General features: G+C 37.8%; 13 protein-coding genes. All 13 read right to left on the reverse strand.

Going from position 1 to position 19,859, the window contains the following annotated elements; all coding sequences use genetic code 11:
* Window positions 1-274: 274 nt before the first annotated feature.
* Window positions 275-2,131: a BID domain-containing T4SS effector gene (locus J7R13_RS07765; RefSeq protein ID WP_208438180.1), complete on the reverse strand. Its 1,857-nt coding sequence runs from the start codon at window positions 2,129-2,131 to the stop codon at window positions 275-277.
* Between the two features lie 240 nt (window positions 2,132-2,371).
* Window positions 2,372-4,297 carry a BID domain-containing T4SS effector gene (locus tag J7R13_RS07770; protein ID WP_208438181.1) on the reverse strand — a complete coding sequence of 642 codons (1,926 nt, stop codon included), beginning with the start codon at window positions 4,295-4,297 and terminating at the stop codon, window positions 2,372-2,374.
* Window positions 4,298-4,611: 314 nt separating this feature from the next.
* Entirely contained in the window at window positions 4,612-6,792 is a 2,181-nt protein-coding gene (locus J7R13_RS07775) for a BID domain-containing T4SS effector (protein WP_208438182.1), read from the reverse strand.
* A 304-nt stretch (window positions 6,793-7,096) separates the two neighbouring features.
* Window positions 7,097-9,823, reverse strand: a complete 2,727-nt coding sequence (locus J7R13_RS07780) for a BID domain-containing T4SS effector (protein ID WP_208438183.1) — start codon at window positions 9,821-9,823, stop codon at window positions 7,097-7,099.
* Window positions 9,824-10,116: 293 nt separating this feature from the next.
* Window positions 10,117-11,247, reverse strand: a complete 1,131-nt coding sequence (locus J7R13_RS07785; RefSeq protein WP_208438184.1) for a BID domain-containing T4SS effector — start codon at window positions 11,245-11,247, stop codon at window positions 10,117-10,119.
* Window positions 11,248-11,488: 241 nt separating this feature from the next.
* Window positions 11,489-12,151, reverse strand: coding sequence for a BID domain-containing T4SS effector (locus tag J7R13_RS07790; protein WP_208438185.1), 663 nt, complete (start codon window positions 12,149-12,151; stop codon window positions 11,489-11,491).
* 335 nt (window positions 12,152-12,486) lie between these two features.
* Window positions 12,487-12,975 (reverse strand): BID domain-containing T4SS effector, encoded by a 489-nt coding sequence (locus J7R13_RS07795; RefSeq protein WP_208438186.1) that lies wholly within the window; start codon window positions 12,973-12,975, stop codon window positions 12,487-12,489.
* Between the two features lie 417 nt (window positions 12,976-13,392).
* Window positions 13,393-14,418 (reverse strand): BID domain-containing T4SS effector, encoded by a 1,026-nt coding sequence (locus tag J7R13_RS07800; RefSeq protein ID WP_208438187.1) that lies wholly within the window; start codon window positions 14,416-14,418, stop codon window positions 13,393-13,395.
* Window positions 14,419-14,683: 265 nt separating this feature from the next.
* Complete coding sequence (locus J7R13_RS07805; RefSeq protein WP_246786322.1) at window positions 14,684-15,454, reverse strand: BID domain-containing T4SS effector; 771 nt, start codon at window positions 15,452-15,454, stop codon at window positions 14,684-14,686.
* Between the two features lie 49 nt (window positions 15,455-15,503).
* Window positions 15,504-15,737 (reverse strand): hypothetical protein, encoded by a 234-nt coding sequence (locus J7R13_RS07810; RefSeq protein ID WP_208438189.1) that lies wholly within the window; start codon window positions 15,735-15,737, stop codon window positions 15,504-15,506.
* Between the two features lie 265 nt (window positions 15,738-16,002).
* Window positions 16,003-17,052: a BID domain-containing T4SS effector gene (locus J7R13_RS07815; protein ID WP_208438190.1), complete on the reverse strand. Its 1,050-nt coding sequence runs from the start codon at window positions 17,050-17,052 to the stop codon at window positions 16,003-16,005.
* A gap of 288 nt (window positions 17,053-17,340) precedes the next feature.
* Window positions 17,341-18,387, reverse strand: a complete 1,047-nt coding sequence (locus tag J7R13_RS07820) for a BID domain-containing T4SS effector (RefSeq protein ID WP_208438191.1) — start codon at window positions 18,385-18,387, stop codon at window positions 17,341-17,343.
* A gap of 292 nt (window positions 18,388-18,679) precedes the next feature.
* On the reverse strand, window positions 18,680-19,859 hold a 1,180-nt coding region (locus tag J7R13_RS07825), incomplete at its 5' end, for a BID domain-containing T4SS effector (RefSeq protein ID WP_208438192.1).

A 19,859-nucleotide genomic window follows, 5' to 3' on the forward strand; every position in this document is an offset into this window, starting at 1 on the left:
GACAACTTTTTGGGTGCATACTCCATCTTGATTTTATAACTTTTTATCCAAAGGAGAATGCTCACTTTGTGTTTTAAATGATTTTGCTTCATTTGCATGGGTCATTATCAAAGTTTATAATTTTTATTTATTTTATTGTATAATTTATCAATGAGTTAAGTGAAATAACGAGAAAGGCTTTCCCAATATTTTTTGATGTCCCCCCCCTCATGGTACAATCTCCGAAAATGATTGCACCACGAGAATAGGTTAAAAAGCAAAGTTTAAAATATGATCATATTGCCATAGATTTTCCACGATGCTGTTGGATTTTCTGTTCTCTTCTTTTTTCTTGTTTGGCAAATCCTACAACGTTCTCTGCTTTCATTTGTGTTGTGCTTATTTTAATGGATTTCTTACTATCGCTTGAGGTTACAGATTGACGTACATTACGTTCCTTTTCTTTACCTATTTTATGATGTAGCTCTTTAATAATATCGTAGCTCTTTTTTGTCCATCTTACGGTTCGTACAATTTCTCCTGCTTGACTTATCGATGTTCCGAGACTCTCAGCAAGTTTTATATGATTTTCTTCATTTATAGCTTCATGTTCGCTTGGTGATAAACGTTCATTGAGTCTCCCAAAATATTGCTGTACCTCTATTCTTAGTTCAGGAGAGTTTGATAAAATTCTTTGTTGTTCCTCTCTGGGTATGAAAAAGAGCTTTTTTATGTTTTGACTAGGCATTTCTACAGGCTTAGCACAGCGCTTTTGTTCGGCAGAATGCGATGCTAAAACCTCTCTTTCTGCTCCTTTTAGAGCATATATATAACCTAAAATAGAGTGACTGAGGGTCGAAAAATTTGCTTCAGCATGTTGGCGTGCACTATTTTTAAGACCACATACACGAACGCCGCGAATCTTACGAATAGATTGAGGAGATTGTTCAATAAGCTGCGCAAGTTTTTCTCCCTTCTCAATATCTTCATGCGTTATCGGAATTTTAAACTCTGGAAGTTTGTTTTGCAAAGCATGCTTATTACCATAAACAACCTTACATAAAGTTCTGATATTTTTCATGCTATTTTTGACTAATGCACTTTGATAAACCCGTTGAGAAAGTTCTTCATTGGTAAGATCTGGAACGGTTTCTTTTGGTATAAGCACTTTTTGCACTTCTTGAGGGAAAGGCGCTGTGAAAGAGAAGCGATCACCAATTTCTAATGTCTTCACTTGCTCTGGTGCGAGATGTTTTTTATGTCCCAAGATGTATTGACCACCAATATCCATCATGAAACCTTCTTGTCCACCGCCCCTATAGGTACCATGATAAGTATGACCCTCTTGTGCTACGACAAGAAAATAATTGCTGTCAGAAAGCCCAAGTTTTCTCATGCTATTGGTAAATTCATCTAAAAGCATCACTTTGTCTATATTCGTGATATCTTCGAGGAGATGCTTTATGGGGCTTTGATTTCCGTTGTTCACTGCTTCAGCACGGACAAAATCCTTACGTTTTTTTGAAACAGAGGAATAATATAGCTGATGGCCTGCTTTTTGCCCAAGTTTTTCAACAAAAAGTTGTATTGCGCGTCTATTGCCTTCTCTGAAAGGATTTAAAGAGTACAAATGCAACATTATTTGAGATGTATGTTCAATGAACTCTTCGCGTGTTAAATTTTGCAAATCACCCTTTTCAAGGAGCATTTCATCTAACTTTTGGAGTCCTCGTTGTATTTCTTCGCCGGTAGCAAAAGGTTTTGTAAATTTCTTTTTTTTTAGAAACGGCATAGAAGCAACGCTGCCATCTGCAAAGGTAAAGCGTTCATCGCGTGTCTGTCCAGCCCATTCAAACGTCTTGGAAAATATTTGCTGGTGAAGGCTTTTTAGATATGAGGAATCAATTTTTTCTGGCAAGGGGGCTGCGCGCAGGCTCTCCATTACTTTTTTTGCATCACGAGCACATGCATCATTTAATTCTTTTTGCTTGGTAATCCTATATTTGTTTTTATACACTCCGCTACCAGGATAAAAGAAATTCTGCTCTTCTGTTTTCAGCCTTTTACGGATTTCTGGATCAAGACTCCGGTGATACTTTTGCAATTCTTTTTGTGTGCGAGATGCAGTATTTTTCGCTTTTTCTTTTGTCATCGATATTTCCTTTCAAGCTTACTCAATATCAATATTTATCTTTAAAAGTTTTTTTGGTGCGTACCTCATCTTCACTTTAAAAATTTTATTCATTTTAATTATTCAATTTTATCAACAATTTGGTAAAATAAGAAGGGACATTTTGTCCAAAATGTTCCCTCATATTACACTCTCCATGGTAAATTTTATGGAAATGATTGCACTACGAGCATAGATTAAAAGCCAAGGCTTAAAGTATGATCATCTTGACATAGCTTTTGCACGATGCTGCTGACCTTGCTCTTCTGGTGCTTTTTCTTGCTTGGCAGATTTTACAACGTTTTCTATTTTAGTGAGTGTTGTGATTTTTTCAGCAGATTTTTCGCTACCATCTTCCCATGCTACATATCCAACTTTATGCCGTGGACCTTGCTCTTCTGGCGCTTTTTTTTGTTTGATAAATTCTAAAACTTTCTTTTCTTGAGTTGGTGTTGCGCCTATTTGGGCCAGTTTTTCCTTATTGCTTTGTGTTATAGGTTGACGTAAACCACGTTCCATATGCTGCCGCATTTCAAAATCCTGCCGTCGGGTAGCAGCGCAGATTTCTTTTGTTTTTCTAAAGATTTCTGCAATTTTTTCTGCTTGATTTACTGATGTTCCAAGATTCTTAGCAAGTTTTGTATAATCTCTTTCCTTTATAGCTTCATGCTCGATTGGAGATAAACGTTCATTGAGTTTTTGGAAATAAGCTTGTACCTCTAATCCTAGTCTAGGAGAGGTTGACAAAGCCGCTTGCTGTTGTTCTTTTGGCAGAGAAAATAGCTTTTTTATTTGTGGACTAGGCATTTTAACCGACTTTTCATAGCATTTGTTTTCTATAGAATAGGACTGTAGAGCATGCTCTTTTGCGTGTTCTAGAACCTTTATATACTCGAGAATAGCGTGACCGAGGGTCAAAATAGTATCTTCAGCACATATACGTGCGTTATTTTTTATGCCACATATTTTAAAACCAGCAAGTTTAGAAAAAGACTTTGGATTGTTAAAAATTTGCAATGCAACTTGATATCCCCTAGCAAAATTTTCGTTAATTTCGTTGATCTTTTCCTGTAAAATACGCGATCTGCCATAAACAGTTTTGCATAAATCTTCGATATGTTTTTTAAATTCTTGAACAGATGGATTGTTTTGAATCCTCTTATTAAGTTCCTCTTTCGAGAGAGATGTTAATACTTTCTCTGGTATAAGAATTTGTTGTAATTTTTCAGATACGGGTGCTGTAAAAGAGAAGGGATCTCCAATTTTTAATGTTTGCATTTGTTCTGGTGAGAGATCTTTTTTATCTCCTAAAATGAAAGTTCCACAAACGTCCATCATGAAGCTGTGGTATCCACTGCCCCTATAGGTACCATGATACGTAAGACCTTCGTGTGCCACAACAGCAAGATGATAATTGTCTTCATTGAGACAAAGTCGTCTCATTTCATGGTTGAATTCCTTTAGAAGAAGCATTTTTTTGCGATTGGAGATATCTTCAAGTAAATGCTTCATTGGACCTGGATTGCCCTTATCTATCGCTTCAATACTGGCAAACATCTTGCGTTTATTTGATACAAGAGAAAAATCTAGAGGATGTCCTGCTGCTTTTCCAAGTTTTTCAACAAAAACTTGTATTGTACGTCTATTGCCTTCCCTGAAAGGATGCATATGCTGCAAGTTTATCATCAGCCCTGCCGCATGTTGAACAAACTCTTCGCGGGATAAGTTTTTTAAGTAATTGCTCTCGGCGAGCGCTTGATCTAGATCTCTTAGACCTTTTTCTACTTGATCACTGGAGGCAAAAGGACTTTGAAATTCCTTTCTTTTTATAAGAGGTGTAGAGGCAATGCTCCCATCTGCGAATTGAAAAGGTTGTCCGCGTGTCTTTCCCGCCCATTCAAACGTTTCGGAAAACAAGGTTTTATGAATCTTTTTTAAATAAGAGGAATCAATTTTCTTGGGTAAAGGTTCTGCACGCAGCTTTGCCATTGCTTGTTTTACATCTTCAGAACATTTTTGCTGCAAGGCATGATTGTCTCTGATGTTATATTTATTCTTGAGTACTGTGTCATTGTCGTAAAAAAAACTTTGCGATGCTGAGTCTTGTGTTTCCTGTTTTTTTACATCAACTATTTGTTTTTTTTTCATGGATATTTCCTTTTAAGCCTTCTGAATATCAATTCATCTTTGAAAACTTTTTTGGGGCATACTCCATCTTGATTTTATAACTTTTTATCTAAAGGAGAATGCTCACTTTGCGCTTTAAATGATTTTGTTTCATTTGCATGGGTCATTATCAAAGTTTATAATTTTTATTTATTTTATTGTATAATTTATCAATGAGTTAAGTGAAATAACGAGAAAGGCTTTCCCAATATTTTTTGATGTCCCTCCCTCATGGTACAATCTCCGAAAATGATTGCACCACGAGAATAGGTTAAAAAGCAAAGCTTAAAATATGATCATATTGCCATAGATTTTCCACGATGCTGTTGGATTTTCTCTTCTAGCACTTTTTGTTTTTCTGTAGATTCTGCAACTCTTTTTTCTTGAGTTTGTGATGGGATTTCTTCAGCCGTTTTTTCGCTACCGCCTTCCCATTCTACATATCCAACTTTGTGCTGTTGAGCTTTCTCCTCTCGCATTTTTTTTTGCGTTTCAAACTCTACAACTTTATGGGGTTGAATTTTCTTTTCACTTGCTTTTTCTTGTTTGGTAGATTCTGCGACTCTCTTTTCTTGGGTTTGTGCTGCGTCTATTTCAGCAGATTTTTCAATACCACTTGTTATTTTTGCATGTTCAACTTTATAGGGTAGAGCTTTCTCTTCACTTGCTTTTTCTTGTTTGGCAAATGTTACAATTTTCTCTGCTTTAATTGGTGCTGCGTTTATTTTAGCAAATTTTTCGCTATCGTGTGACATTACAGATTGATATACACTATAATCCTTCGCCTCACTCATTTCGCGACGTTGCTGTTGAATAATATCACAGATCGCTTTCGTTTGTTTCATGATTCCTGAGATTTTTTCTGCATTATTCATTGATGTTCCAAGACTCTCAGCAAGCCTTCTATAATGTCTGTCTTCTATAGCTGCCAATTCGCTTGATGATAAACGTTCTTTGAGTTGCATTAAGTAAAATTGTGCCTCCACCTTTAATTCAGGAGAGCCTGACAAAACTCTTTGCTGCTCCTTTTGGGACATGGAAAACAGGTCGATTAACTCGCTATCAGGCATTTCTACTGATTTTTCACAACGTTTTTGTTTAGCAGCATGGGTTTCTAGAATATCTCTTTGAGCATCTCTTATAGCATGTGCATATCCGACAAGGGCGTGACGGAGAGGCACAAAATTTTCTTCGGCATGTTGGCGTGCATTGCTTTTAAAGCCAAATATACGAAAGCCACGAATCCTATGAAGAGACTCAGGGGAACTTCCCATATTCCGCAAAAACTTTTCTGCATGGTCAAGATCTTTACGTGTCATTGGAATTTCAAACTTTGGAAGTCTGTTTTGCAAAACATTCTTTTTTCCATAAACAACCTTACACAAAAATTGGATTCTTTCTAAGCTGTTTTTGACCAATGGACTTTCATAGACTTTCTGAGATAGTTCCTCATTGGTAAGATCTGGAACTCTTTCTGCTGGAATAAGTACTTTCTTTGCTTCTTGAGCGAGAGGTGCTGTGAAAGAGAAGGTATCACCAATTTTCAATGTTTTTACTTGCTCTGGTGGAAGATATTTTTTATTTCCTACGACGGAAGTTCCATTAACATCCACCACGAAGTGGTTATCTCCAATGCCTCTATAGACACCACGATAAGCATGGCCTTCTCGCGCTGCGACAATAAGACGAGAACTATCTTCACTAAGCCCAGACAGTACCATTTCATCGGCAAATTCACGTAAAATAGTCAAACTTTCTGGATTAGAGATGTCTTCGAGGAGGTGCTTTATAGGATCTTTATTGCCGTTGTTCACTGCTTTAGCACGGACAAAGTCCTTACGTTTTTTTGATACAAGAGAGTAATCTAGTTCATAGCCTGCTTTTTGTCCAAGTTTTTCAGCAAAAAGTTGTATTGCGCGTCTATTGCCTTCTCTGAAAGGATGTAAAGAGTACAAATGCGACATTATTTGAGATGTATGTTCAACGAACTCTTCGCGTGTTAAATCTTGTAAATCACCCTTTTCAAGGAGCATTTCATCTAACTTTTGGAGTCCTCGTTGTATATCTCTGCCGGTAGCAAAAGGTTTTGTAAATTCCTTTTTCTTTAGAAGCGGTGCAGAAGCAGTGGTGCCATCGTTAAATGTAAAGGATTCTTCGCGTGTATGTCCGGCCCATTCGAATGTCTTGGAAAACATTTGCTGGTGAAGGCTTTTTAGATAGGAGGAATCAATTTTTTCTGGCAAGGGGGCTGCGCGCAGGTTCTCCATTGCTTCTTTTGCATCACGAGCACATGCATCATGTAATTCTTTTTGCTTGGTAATCCTATATTTGTTTTTATACACTTCGCTACCAGGATAAAAGAAATTCTGCGCTTCTGTTTTTAGCTTTTGAAGGATATTTGGATCGGATATCTGGTTATATTCCCGCAAATCTTCTTGTGTAAAAGAAGCAGAGTCGTTGATTTTTTCTTTTGTCATTGATATTTCCTTTTCAGCTTCCTTAGATTAAGTATTTCTCTTCGAAAGCCTTTTAGTGTACTCTTTGCCTTTGTGGTCTTGATATTCCGTCAAAGGAAGAGCACTAGGTTGCATGATCTCCCAAATACTCCGCTATTTTTAATATCCGCTATCTATAACAAAACTAATTTGTTTTTATGACTTTTATACGTTTTTTTTATGAATTTATAAAGTTTTATCAATAAGTTAGATAAAAAAATACGGTGCAATCTATGTGAAACGATTGCACCGAAAGATCATTTTAAAAGCCAAGGCTTATGCATACTTAAAGGGAGAGAGCCCCTGCTTGTTTTTGGGATTCACTTCTATGATGTGAAGATTCTGATACTACCCGCGCTGTTTTCTTGGAAAGATCAGCATTCTCTTTTTGTGGGCCTTTCAATTGCCGAATATCTTCCATAAACAGCTTGTGAGAATTCAGTTTTTCTTTATGGTTTTCCAAAACGCTCTCTCTTGCTTGTGTCACACAATCCGAGTAATTGTTAATGGCCTTACATAAATCAGGAAGAAGGTGTTCGGCTGTTTTGCGCGCATTCGTTTTCACACCACAGAATTTATGACCAGCTAATTTGCCAAAAGAACCAGTATGGTTCTCAAGTTGCCATGCCAACTCTTCTGCCATATTGGGAGCTTTTTCAAGCTCTTCCATGCGGTAATCCAAACGGTTTGTATCGCCAAAAACTTCCTTACACAACAACCGGACTTCTTGACGCGCCTCTTGAACTGTTGGCATTCTTCTCACTTTGCACCTAACGTCATAATCCGAGAGAGGCTTCACTTCCATTTTAGAAAGAGCTTGTATCTCCTTTAAAGATTTTACAGCGCTCCCATAAGCCTCAACTGCTTTAACCAGGTCAAAAATACCAGCTTCAGCCTCTTTGCGCCGTCCATTTTTTAAACCACATAGATTAGTACCAGCAAGTTTATGGAGACTGTCAGGTCTTGATGAAAGTTGCATTGATACTTCTTCCGCCAAATCAGGATTTTTTTCAACCTTTTTCATTTGGGAATTGAGAAGATCATCCTTGCCATAAACGACACGGCAACAACGCTGGACTTCGCTTTTACGTGCTTCACATACAACTTTTTCTTGTACTTCTCGCGTTAACAACGAATTTCTACTCTGTGACAAATCTGATGAAGTCCGAGGGAACGCAAATACGACGCCATCTACTTCGCTTTCTGGGGTGGTTTGCTCTCTGTTGCTTGAGCTCTTCAATGTTTTTGGAGCAACAGTCGCGTACACATGCCCGTACTCTAATCCTGGCTCTGATCCATCGCTTGGTACCCCGTCTTTTGAGTACGAGAATCTTTTTGGAGGTATTTTCGGTGATGGTGTTGAAGAAACACTGGCGCTTTGTTGTGCACTTCCTGGGCGCGGCGGTAATTCAGGACGAAAAGCTCTCACTGTAGGCTTTTGCTGTGAAACTTTTTCAGTACCTTGTCTTGTATTTCTTGGGGGCTGCGGTAACCCAATGTCCTTCTCTACACCTTTTGAGTGCGACGCTCTTTTGGGAAGAGTATTTGCGTAATCAGAACTAGCCGTTTGTTTTTGCTCTGACTTTGATGCATCACTTGGTACTTTGTTTTTCATGCGGGGCGGTGTTTTGAGACCAACAGCTGTGTACATGCTCTTGTCTTCGCCGTGTTTTGTGGTGCTTTGTTCTACACTTCCTGGGCGCGGCGGTAATCCTGACTCAATATTTTTTGTGTATCTGGATCCTTTCTCTGGGGATGGTGGCATATGTTGCGCGTGCGCTCCGTGTTGCGGCAGGTCTGGAATAGTCTCGTATATAGGATCTATCTCTGGTGTTGGTGTAACGTTTTGCTGTCTATCGCTGGATTGCGGCAGGTCTGGAATAGTCTCGTATATAGGATCTATCTCTGGTGTTGGTGCAACGTTTTGCTGTCTATCGCTGAATTGAGGCAGGTCTGGAATGGTCGTATATATGAAATCGTCGTCTAACTCATATACATCCGATAGTTCTGAGCGTAGCGATGTTTCTGAAGGGGTTTTTTGTTCTGCATCGGGTGTCTCGTATACATCCAATAGTTCTGGGTGTGGTGGTAATGCTGGAGGGGTTTCTACTATGCTCTGTCTCTTTTGGGAGCTTGCAGCGTTCTGTTCTACATTTCCTGAGTGTACTGGGGATTTTGGACGAAGAGCTGCGTATAGGGAGTTGGGATCTTTCTTTGGGGATAATGGAGTGTATTGCTCTTTCTCTCCTTGTTGCGGCAAGTCTGGAATAGTCGCATACACGGAATCATCGCTTATTTCCGTGTAGACAGATGGATCTGCCTTGTGTACGGGCGATCGTTTTAGACGTGGTGGTAATGCTGGAGGAATAGTTGCTCCTGTGGCCGTTTGTGTTGGCTCTGCTGTAGCGCTTAGCTCACCTTCTAGACTGCGCGGAGTAAGTGAGGAAGAAGGTACATCGTACACATGTTCTCGTCTTGCATGGGGCTGAGCCGGTGCAGGAGGTACGTCGTATATAAACTGGTGCGACTCCCTTTTTAGGGCAAGTGGACGGTTTGAAGGAGATGTCTCGTATGTGGAATCCTCGGCCAATTGCTCGCTGTCTTGTACTGGAGCTGGGCGAGGTGGAGAGGAAGGTGCATGGTATATACTCTCGCTTAAGGAAGAGTCACCAGGTGAAGAAGGCGAAGAATATACACTGTTATCCTCGTCTGAGTGAATTGAACGAGGTGGAGAGGGAGGTGAATCGTACACAGATTGCTCATTGAGGGCCTGTCTAGCGCTTAGCTCGCTGTTTGTTGAGTGAAGAGAACGAGGTGAAGAAGAAGGTGAATCATATATGTGTCCCTCCTCTGAAGTTGGAGGAGCATTTAACTCGCTGCTTCCTGAAGGAGGTGGACTTTGTGGAGACGGTGTTGTATGTGCAGCTTCCGGATTTAACGATGGTGAAGGAAATGGCGCAGGGTCTTGTTCTAGGTTCTGGACTTTCGAAGGGGAGGGTTGGTTTTTTTTCATATTTTTTCCTTTCAAAATGTCTTAATATTCATTCGTTTTTAAAAATTTTTTGGTAAGCTCTCTCTCTTCTACTTTTTCTCACCTTTTTTATTCAAAGGGGGAAAGTAAATTTGTGCAGATCATAATCTGTATTTGTAACTTATATGCAATTTTACTAATTGCTTCGTTCAAAGGGTAGAGGATTTTTTTATGAAATTCCTTCCTGATACCACCCACCACCTTTGGCACAAACCTTCTTGCAAGACTTGTACTAAAAAGATTTGAGTAGAAGTTAAAGCTTATTTTATGCACGCTTAGCTAGCGAGAGCTAGGGCTTTTGTTCCTGAAGCTTTGCGTGGCTGGACGCTTTGCGTTCTTTCATTTGACTGTCTGGAAGTTTTAGGAACCTCATGACGGGTGCCCACTGATAAGCACTCAGAAGACTTCGATAAATATTGTCGTTTATGCAAGCATTCAACCAATTGCACAGAGGATGCATGCTGCATTTGTTGTTCCTGTTGGCTCTGTAAAATACTCTCTTTTACTTGCTGTACAGAACTTACAAAATTCTCAGCAGAGTCAAGAAGATGTGGAATACTTACTTCAGCGCGTCTGCGTGCTTTATTTTTAAAACCACATATATTGGTACCGGAAAGTTTATGAAAAGACCTACAATTTTCTGTAAGTTTCTGTAAGAACTCAGCTCCCATGGAGGGATCTTGTAATATACTTTCAGTTTGTTCTTTCAAAATGTCCGAATTTCCAAAAACAACTGTAGTCCAATGTTCCAATCGTGCTTGATATCTTTTGGTTACAGGATGTTGTCGAACCATGTCAGTAGTTTCTGCACGCTGATGGGGGCTTTGTAAGATGTGTAACATTTTTTCATGACCCACGAGTTTTTCATAGCGCTTTAACTCTTCCGGTAGGAATGCGCGCAAATTTTCTTTTGCTTGTCTTACAGCTTCTCCGTAACACTTAACAACGCCACACAGCTCAGCCAAATCTTTTTCAGCTTGTTTGCGTGTTTGATTTTTTATACCACATACATTAAAACCAACAAGCTTACAAACACTTGAAGGATGTGCTGCCATTTGCCATGAAAGATCTTCTGCTAAGATAGGTTTTTTTTGAATTTCTGCAATTTTTTCCTGTAAAGCATTTGCGTTTCCAAAAACCAATTTGGACCAATGACAGACATCCCTTTCATATCTTTGAACCAATGTATTATATGAAACTAACTCTATAACTTGTTCCTCTGAGAGAGTCCTTACTCCCCTTTGCGAAAGAAGCTCTAAACCTACAGCTTGTTTACTCTCTTCTTTCAACAATATTTTTTTCTCTCTTTCTGACAGAGAAGATGCACGTGCACTTTCGGCAGCTGCTGCTTCATGAAAGTTTTCTTGGTCAAGTTTTACAGAAGAGTGTCGGTGATGTTTTTTCATTCATATCTCCTTTCAAGGATTACTTTTAAAACCTCCTTGACGCACTCTCTCCCATAGTTGTTTTGTAAAGGAGGACGTCATTCTCGTCCTAATTGAAATTTATGTTTTTTATATGTTATTTTAGTGGAATTTTATATAAATTTAAACTTATGAAAACTATTTTTATGGACATTTTAATATCCTATAACTCCAAGCGCTTCTTGGTACAATTCATACAAAACAGTTTGCGTAAAAAATCATTTTAAAACAAAACCTTATAGGTTTTTACATAAGAAGCTACCGCTGCATTTTTAATTTCACATGATTGCTTTTGCTGTAGAGCAAAATGATGTTTTTCTTTTGTATGATGAATGTTTTGTACTGCCATCCTTTCTAAGTTTTCCAAATCGTTCCAACCTCTTTGTTGCGCTTGAGCACGGACAATTTCCCTGTGCAGCGCGTACACAACACCCACAAACATTTCAACAGCATCACACAAGGAATGCACACTTCTTTCAGCGCGTTTGCGTGCATGACTTTTTATACAAAATATTTTTCTACCAGCAAATTTGGAAACATTTGTAGGATCTCCTACGATATTCAGTAAGAAATCCTTCCCTTGCTTAGGATCTTCAATAATTTTAGCAAGTTGCCTATTCAAAACACCCGGGTTTCCATAAACCAAGTCAGAAAAATAACGAATATCCTCTATACAATTTCGAACCCTTGCATTTCTCTGAATTTTCTTAAAAATTTGTCTTTCTGTAAGAGGCATTGTTTTGTGGCATAAAGCAATATCTGCATGAACATTTCCTTCTGGGTATTGCGCAAGCCACTCTTTGTCTTTGTTGTATGATTTGTAAGATTGCGTGCCGAGGTCTCTTGAGATAGATCGTCTAAAGCGGTATAGACCATATCTTTTCATAGGCACCCCCTTTCAGGGTAGTTTTAGAAAATCTCTCTGATGTATTCTCCCCCTTTACATTCTAACAGTTTTTTAGACAAAGGAAGATATTTTAAAACCTCTCAAAATCTGCACTATTTATGCGTGTTACGACTAACATTTCTATCTTTTAATACGGCTTTTTTATGAAAATATTACCAATACGTTATATAAAATGACGGAATCTATTTTGTTGGACATTTTCTGTGATATTCTTCCATAACCCTTGGCACAACCCTTGGCACAATCCACATAAAATAGCTTGCGTAAAAATGAAATTAAAGGCAAAAACTTACGCATTCCTACATGATATGCGTTTATATAACCATTTTTTTGTTAGCAGTTTTACGTGGCTGAATGTCATGCGAACAAACAGGTTTTTTCGCATCTTTTGTGTGTTGAAGTTTTTCTACATCCATTACCTCTGTTTTTTTTTGCTGATCAAGATCTTTGTGTCTTGCCTGATCAGAGGTAATTTCTTCGGATGTTTTTTGTACAATCCATACAAACTTTTCAAGAGCATTATATAAAGGCCAAAAATTTTCTTCTGCCTTTCTGCGTGCATCACTTCGTATGCCCAATATTTTTACACCAGCAAATACACCTATTTTCTCAGGATTTTTTGCAAGGCTTACTAAGAGGTTACTTCCTCTTTCAGGATTTTCAAGAATTTCAGCCATTTTATTTTTTAAAATACCTGAATCACCATAAACAGTTTGGCACAGAGACTGAACTTTTTCTTCACTGCGCAAGATGTCCGCATTTTTTCGAAGTTTGTTAGAAATTTTGTTTGGTGTGAGTGGCATTGTTGCTCCTCCTATGACATCTAAATATACAACCTTTCTGGGTATTGAGTGCTGTTATTTGATTAATGAATTGCATAAAGGTTTCTTGGGCCCATTTGTGTAAAAGTCTATAAGTAACGTCTTTCCATGGACATCTCTTTTCAAAATTATTTTAGAAAACCTTTTTGGTATGTCCTCTAGCGTTATGCTTTGATAGTTTTTACACGAAAGAACACATTAATTTGAATGGTGTCTAACTTGCACGTATTTTAGTACAATTATATTCTTATGTGCTTTTTGTGAAATTTCATAAATAAGCCTAAATTGCGGATACAATATCTTAGTATATTTTCTGCAATACCGCATAAAAACTCAGCACAATCCACGTAAAGTAATTTGTGCTGAGAGATCAGATTGAAAGGAAAGGATTACAGAAACTTACATAGCCAAAGCCATTTTTTCAGATTCAGCTCTCCGTGGTCGTTCTTGTTGTGGGGTAGGACGATGTTCTACTTTTGCACGCTTAACATCCTGTGCGGCAGCTTCTAGTATCTGATAGCATGACATATCAGCATCTTCTTGTTGTTGAGTATGTTCTGCCCAGAAACGTTCTTTTGCGTGCTGTACAGCAGCACAATACAATGCAACACTTTGCTTAACGAGCTCTGTGTCACCTCCATCGAGTTTAAGCCCCCTTCTTTTAGGTACACATGTACTAGAAGCTGCAGGACTACCATAAATTTCAGGATTTTTGTCCAGATTATACAAGAGCTCAGGGAGTTTGTGGGGATCTCGTATAACATCGAAAATCTCTTTGTTTAAAGCATCTGGACGTCCAAATGTCTTCATACACCAATACTGGAGCAGTTTCTCCTGTGCTTGGAAAGTTGCATCTTTTTTAAGTACTCCCATTATTCCCCTATCTAAAGCACTTGTTTCTTTAGCACTTTCATATAATGTCAGCGGGGTTTCAGCGCATTCTGCACCCCTCACTGGTTTTCCAAACATGCTTCCCATTTCAGTTACAACTTCGCCATGCAAAACCCTTGAATATAACATTAAATTACGAACGGCTCCATGGAGAGAGGCTAAACTTCTCATGGCATTTTTGCGTGCTTTATTTTCTACACCACATATACTAAAACCGGCAAGACTATGAATAGATTGAGGATGTAACGAAATTTCCTTTAAAACTTTATGGCCCGCAGAAGGATCTTCTATAATTTTTTCTATTCTTCTATCCATAGCCTCCTTTTTACCAAAAACTACTTCAGACCAATCTCTTATTTCATTTGCATGTATCGAGATAAATCTATCGCTCATTGATTTATATCGATTTACAGTTTGTGAAACAGGTGTAGCATGAGGATTTTCAGAAACAGATGCCCCTTCGAAAGATTGTACACGAAACCGATTTTCTTCCGTTATCGGAGGGCGCGCAGAAGATGGGACGACTTTTTTCATGTATATCTCCTTTCAAAAATTATATTAAGAAAAGCTCTTTAGTGTATTTTCTAGCTTCATGTTTGAGAATCTTCTATACAAAGGAAGGCATCAATTTGAATGATTCCCGAAACACTGAGATATTACGTCCACTTTTAGTCAATTTTATGTTTTTTGTGCAGTTTTTTCATGTTATTTTTATGTTATTTGATAATAATCATTAACGCAATTGAGATGAAATGCGTTGTGCCAAGAGATGAGATTAAAAGGGAAAGATTATACAAACTCACATAGCCAAAGCTGTTCTTCTAGATTCAACTCTTCGTGGTTGTTCTTGTTGTGGAGTAGGGTGGTGCTCTGCTCTTGTGTGCTGAACATTTCTTGCAACAGCTTCTGACGTCTGATTTTGTAACATATGAGCACGTTTTTGTCGTTTACAATGTTCTATCTGAAGAAATTTTTTTGCGGAGTGTACAACACCACAATAAAACTGAATACAGTCCATCAGCTCTTCCATATTAGCTTCAGCCTCTCTGCGTTCTCTATTTTTAAAGCCACATATACTAAAACCGGCAAGACTATGATAGATTCCAGGTGTATGTTTCAGCTGATACAGGAAATCAAGTACTGCATCGGGATTTTGTCTGAGATCGACAATTGCTTCGTCTAAAACATTAGAATGTCCAAAGACCATCGTACACCAATATCGGATATTTTCTTCACATTTTTGAATAAATGGATCTTTTTTAAGTACTGTTATCATTTCCTTATCTAAAGTACACGTTTCTTTAGCATGATTATATGATGCCAGCAGGCTTTCAACTGCTTCTACACCCTCCAATGGTTTTTCACGGACGCTCTGTCCCATTGAAGATATAATCCTGCTTCGCGCACTTTCTGAAGTTTTTGCTAAACCATCAATGGCATCATGTAGAAGAGTTAAACTTTTCATGGCATTTCTGCGTGCTCTAGTTTTGAAGCCACATATACTTTGTCCAGCAAGTTTATGAATAGATTGAGGGTTTGACGAGATTGCACATAAAATCCTGTCACTCACAGAGGGATTTTCTAGAATTTCTTTTATTCTTGTATCAAGGACCCCCTTTTTACCCAAAAACTATTTCAGACCAATTTTTTATTGTATATACATGTATTGAAACCAACGGATTTTTCTGTAATTCACTTACAATTCCTCCGTCCGAGAAATTAGTTTCTTCTTCTTGTGAAGCAAGAATAGCATGAGGATCTCCAGAGGGAGATACCTCTCTGTCAGATTGTTCATGGGGTTCCCTTAATCCTGCCATCGGAAGGTGCGTAGAAGAAGAGGTGAATTTTCTCATGTATATCTCCTTTTAAGAATTATATTCAGAAAAGCTCTTTAGTGTATTTTCTAGCTTCATGTTTTAGAAGCTTTTATCTAAAAGAGGATGTCAATTTGAATGATCCCCGCAATACTAGACTACCTCATTCACTTATAGCCAATTATATGTTTTTTATTCAGTTTTTTTATGAAGTTTTGATGTTATTCTATAATAATCATAAACGCATTCGAAATGAAATGATTTGCACCAAGAGATCAAATTAAAAGGAAAAGATTATACAAACTCACATAGTCAAAGCCATTCTTCCAGATCTAACTCTCCGTGGTTGTTCTTGTTGTGGAGTAGGGTGGTGCTCTGCTCTTGTGTGCTGAACATTTCTTGCAACAGCTTCTGGCGTCTGATTTTGTGATATATCAGTATGTTCTTTTTGTTCCAAATATTCCATCTGAATCAATTCTTTTGCGGATTCTATAACTTTAGAAAAAAAATAAACACAGTTATGCAGATGCCGCACACTAAATTCAGCATTTCTACGCTCTCTATTTTTTAAGCAACATATACCAAAACCGGCAAGACTATGATACCTGTAAGGCGTGTTTGCAAGATCTTCTAAGAGATCAAATCCTACAAGGGGGTCTCTTCGAATATCGGCAATTTTTTTTATTAAAACATCTGGACACCCATACACCATTGTGCACCAATAACGGATCTCTTCTTCACATTTTTGAATAAATGGATCTTGTTGAAGTATTTCTACTATTTCATGATCTGAAATACGCATTTTTTTAGTGTGATTACATGATGCTAGCAGGGTTTCAACCGCTTCTGCACCCTCCATTGTTTTTTCACTGCAGCTTTGTCCCATTGGAGATATAATTCTGCTTCGCGCACTTTCTGAAGTTTTCGCCAAACCATAAATGGCATCATGGAGAGGAATTAAACTTTCTGCGGCATTTCTGCGTGCTCTATTTTTGAAGCCACATATATTTTTACCCGCGAGCTGATGAATAGATTGAGGATTTAACGCAATTGCCCATAAAATCCTGTTGCTCACAGGAGGATTTTCTAGAATTTTTTTTATTTTTGTATCAAGAACCCCCTTTTTACCAAAAACTATTTCAGACCAATTTCTTACTGCATTTATATGTGCTGAAACCAATGGATTTTTCTGTAATTCACCTATAATTTCTCCATCCCAGAGAATAGTTTCTTCTTGTGAAGCAGGTATAGCATGAGGATCTCCAGAGGGAGATGGTTCTCTGACAGATTGTTCATGGGATTCTCCTAATTCTGTCATCGGAAGGTGCGTAGAAGAAGAGGAAACTTTTTTCATGTATATCTCCTTTTAAGAATTATACTCAGAAAAGCTCTTTGGTGTATTTTCTAGCTTCACGCTTTAAGAGCTCTTATACAAAGGAGGGTGTCAATTTGAATGATGCCAAAAAATCTAAGCTACTCCTGTTCATTTTCAGCTAAATTTCACATTTTTTACACAGCTTTGTTTATGAATTTTTGATGAAAATCCGTAATTTAATTTTGGAATCTGATGTTTCTTATAATAATTCTTGACACAATTGAGATGAAACAATTTGCTCTGAATCAAAAGCCAAATCATGCAAGACTACATAGCCAAAGCTATTCCTTTTGCACGCTCAACTTTGCGTATTCGCTCTTGTGATGGAGTGCGGTGTTGTCTTTCCTTTGCGTGATGAATAGTTTGTGTAACTTTTGATATATCAGCAAACTCTTGCCGTTTTACATGGTTCTTTATAATGTATTCTTTTGCTTGTTTTACGGTATCGCTACAAAGTTTAATACTGTTACACAGAGATGAAATACTATTTTCAGCATTTTTGCGCACTTTATTTTTTAATCCGCATATATTGACACCAGAAAGTCTATGAATAGACGTAGGATCCTTTGTAACTTGATCTAAGAGATCATCCCCGCTAGCAGGATTTTTTCGAATCTCCATAATCTTTTTCGTTAAAACGTTTGAATCTCCATACACTTTTGTACACCAGAATTTGATTTGTTCTTCATATATTCGGATAGATGAAAGATCATGAAACATTTCAACGATTCTCTCGTTTGTGAGAGGTCCTTTTTCTCTTTCAGGATGATGAAGTAATTCATGCAGGTTTTGGGGTGTTGCCGCATGCCTTTCCGGCTGTTCACAACTTTCTTGTTGTGTTTGAGAGGATAGATAATCTCGCTTATGTTTTACTACTTGTATATAATCCTCAATAGAACCACACAGAGACATAATAGCTTGTTCAGCATTTTGACGTGTGCCACTTTTAAAGCCACATGCATTCATACCGGCAAATTTATGAACAGACTGAGGATCTGTCGCAATTTTCCATGAAAGCTCATTTCCCAGAGCAGGATTTTTTATAATATCCCTCATTTCTTTCTGAAGAATATCTTTTTTGCCGTAAACGACCAAAGACCAACGCATTATTAATTTTGCATGTGCTACAACCAACGGATCACACTGTACTCTATCTACCAATGTCGCTTCTGAGAAGGTGGCAGTTTTTTCCTGTGAATCAGGCGTTACATAGAGTTTTTCAGAGGTAGATGTCCCTATGATAAGTTGCCCGTAGAGTTGCCTTAATTCTTTCATGAAAAAATAAAAGGAAGAGTATGATTGATTTTTTTTCATGCACGTATCCTTTTAAGAAAAATGCAGTATGCTTGCTATCTTCACGCTTTGACAGTGTTTGTACAAAGAGAGATATCAATTAAATAATCTCCAAAGATTTTAACTATCTGGGCACATCGGAGTTAATATTTATGTTTTTTATGAAGTTTTTTTACAACATTTATATGTTGTGTAATTTACAAAATATGTCATTTTTATTGATAACATTTTATAATAATTCTTTGGTGTAATTGATATGAAACAATTTACACCAAAGAATTTGTTTAAAAGTTAAAGTTTATTTTATGCATGTTTACAGAGCGAAAGCCATCCCTTTTTCACTGCTAGCTTTATATTGTTGCACGCGGTGCTGTTGAGTGTGTTGTCTTTCTTGGGGTTTCTGAAACTTTTGTTCAGCCTCTTGTCTCTGATCTTCTGATACGACAAAACGTTGTTGTTTTTCCTGTTCTTGTAAAATAGACTTTTCTGCTTGTTTTACAGAGTATGTGTAATCCTCAATAGCTTTACATAGATATGATATAAAATTTTCAGCATTTTTGCGTGCTTCATTTTTTATGCCTAATATGTTACGACCGACGAGTTTATGAAAAGATGTAGGCTTTTTCTTAACCTTCTGTGAAATTTGCTCTCCCATAGCAGGATTTTTTAGAATATTCTGCATGGGTTCTTCCAAGATATCTTGGTCGCCATATATAAATCGACTCCAAAATTTGATGCGTTCGTAATATCTTTGAACGGATCGATCACTTTTAATCATGCCAATCATTTTCTCATTTGAGTGAGATGTTTTTACTGAAGAAACTGTTGCGTGTACTGCTGCACCTTCAGATCTTTCTGGTTGTATATTATACTGCGAAGTACGTTGTCTTTCTTGTGAAGTAAGCTCTTTTGTTTGTTTTACAGCGTTTGTGTAATTTCTAACAGCATCATGTAGCGGTAAAATGTTCTCTTCAGCGCGTCTGCGTTTATCATTTTTAAAGCCGCACATATTGTGACCGGCGAGCTTATGAAACTTTACGGGATTTGCTCTAATCATCCATAAAAACTGCTCTCCCATATCAGGTTTTTCTAAAACCTCCTCCACTTGCTTCTGCAAAGCATGCGAATTGCCATATACAAGTTGGCTCAAACGTTCGATTTCTGCGTAACATTGTCCAACGGATGAGTAATTTTGCTCTGTGTCAATAAGCGGCTCATTTGAGAAAGATGCTTTTTTTTGTTGAACATCAAGCGATTTCTGCAGGTTTCTTTTCATCGCTGCATTCTCTTCCGGAGTTGCGATGTCCATATTTTTATATGTATGTTTTATAGCTTCGGCATATACATTAATGGCGGAACATAATTGGGGCACAGCTTGTTCAGCTTCTTTGCGTCGGTGCGTTTTAAAGTTAAATATCTTCATCCCTGCAAGAGAGTGAACAGATGCAGGATTTTCTTTTATTTGCTTTAAAAGTGAATCTTTCTTCTCAGGA

The sequence above is a fragment of the Bartonella taylorii 8TBB genome, from assembly GCF_902825155.1.
Classification (GTDB): Bacteria; Pseudomonadota; Alphaproteobacteria; order Rhizobiales; family Rhizobiaceae; genus Bartonella; species Bartonella taylorii_A.

Excerpts from the sequence above, each read along its gene's own strand:
- J7R13_RS07765 (WP_208438180.1), bottom strand. The coding sequence starts at position 2,131 with ATGACAAAAGAAAAAGCGAAAAATACTGCATCTCGCACACAAAAAGAA.
- J7R13_RS07770 (WP_208438181.1), bottom strand. The coding sequence starts at position 4,297 with ATGAAAAAAAAACAAATAGTTGATGTAAAAAAACAGGAAACACAAGAC.
- J7R13_RS07775 (WP_208438182.1), bottom strand. The coding sequence starts at position 6,792 with ATGACAAAAGAAAAAATCAACGACTCTGCTTCTTTTACACAAGAAGAT.
- J7R13_RS07780 (WP_208438183.1), bottom strand. The coding sequence starts at position 9,823 with ATGAAAAAAAACCAACCCTCCCCTTCGAAAGTCCAGAACCTAGAACAA.
- J7R13_RS07785 (WP_208438184.1), bottom strand. The coding sequence starts at position 11,247 with ATGAAAAAACATCACCGACACTCTTCTGTAAAACTTGACCAAGAAAAC.
- J7R13_RS07790 (WP_208438185.1), bottom strand. The coding sequence starts at position 12,151 with ATGAAAAGATATGGTCTATACCGCTTTAGACGATCTATCTCAAGAGAC.
- J7R13_RS07795 (WP_208438186.1), bottom strand. The coding sequence starts at position 12,975 with ATGCCACTCACACCAAACAAAATTTCTAACAAACTTCGAAAAAATGCG.
- J7R13_RS07800 (WP_208438187.1), bottom strand. The coding sequence starts at position 14,418 with ATGAAAAAAGTCGTCCCATCTTCTGCGCGCCCTCCGATAACGGAAGAA.
- J7R13_RS07810 (WP_208438189.1), bottom strand. The coding sequence starts at position 15,737 with ATGAGAAAATTCACCTCTTCTTCTACGCACCTTCCGATGGCAGGATTA.
- J7R13_RS07815 (WP_208438190.1), bottom strand. The coding sequence starts at position 17,052 with ATGAAAAAAGTTTCCTCTTCTTCTACGCACCTTCCGATGACAGAATTA.
- J7R13_RS07820 (WP_208438191.1), bottom strand. The coding sequence starts at position 18,387 with ATGAAAAAAAATCAATCATACTCTTCCTTTTATTTTTTCATGAAAGAA.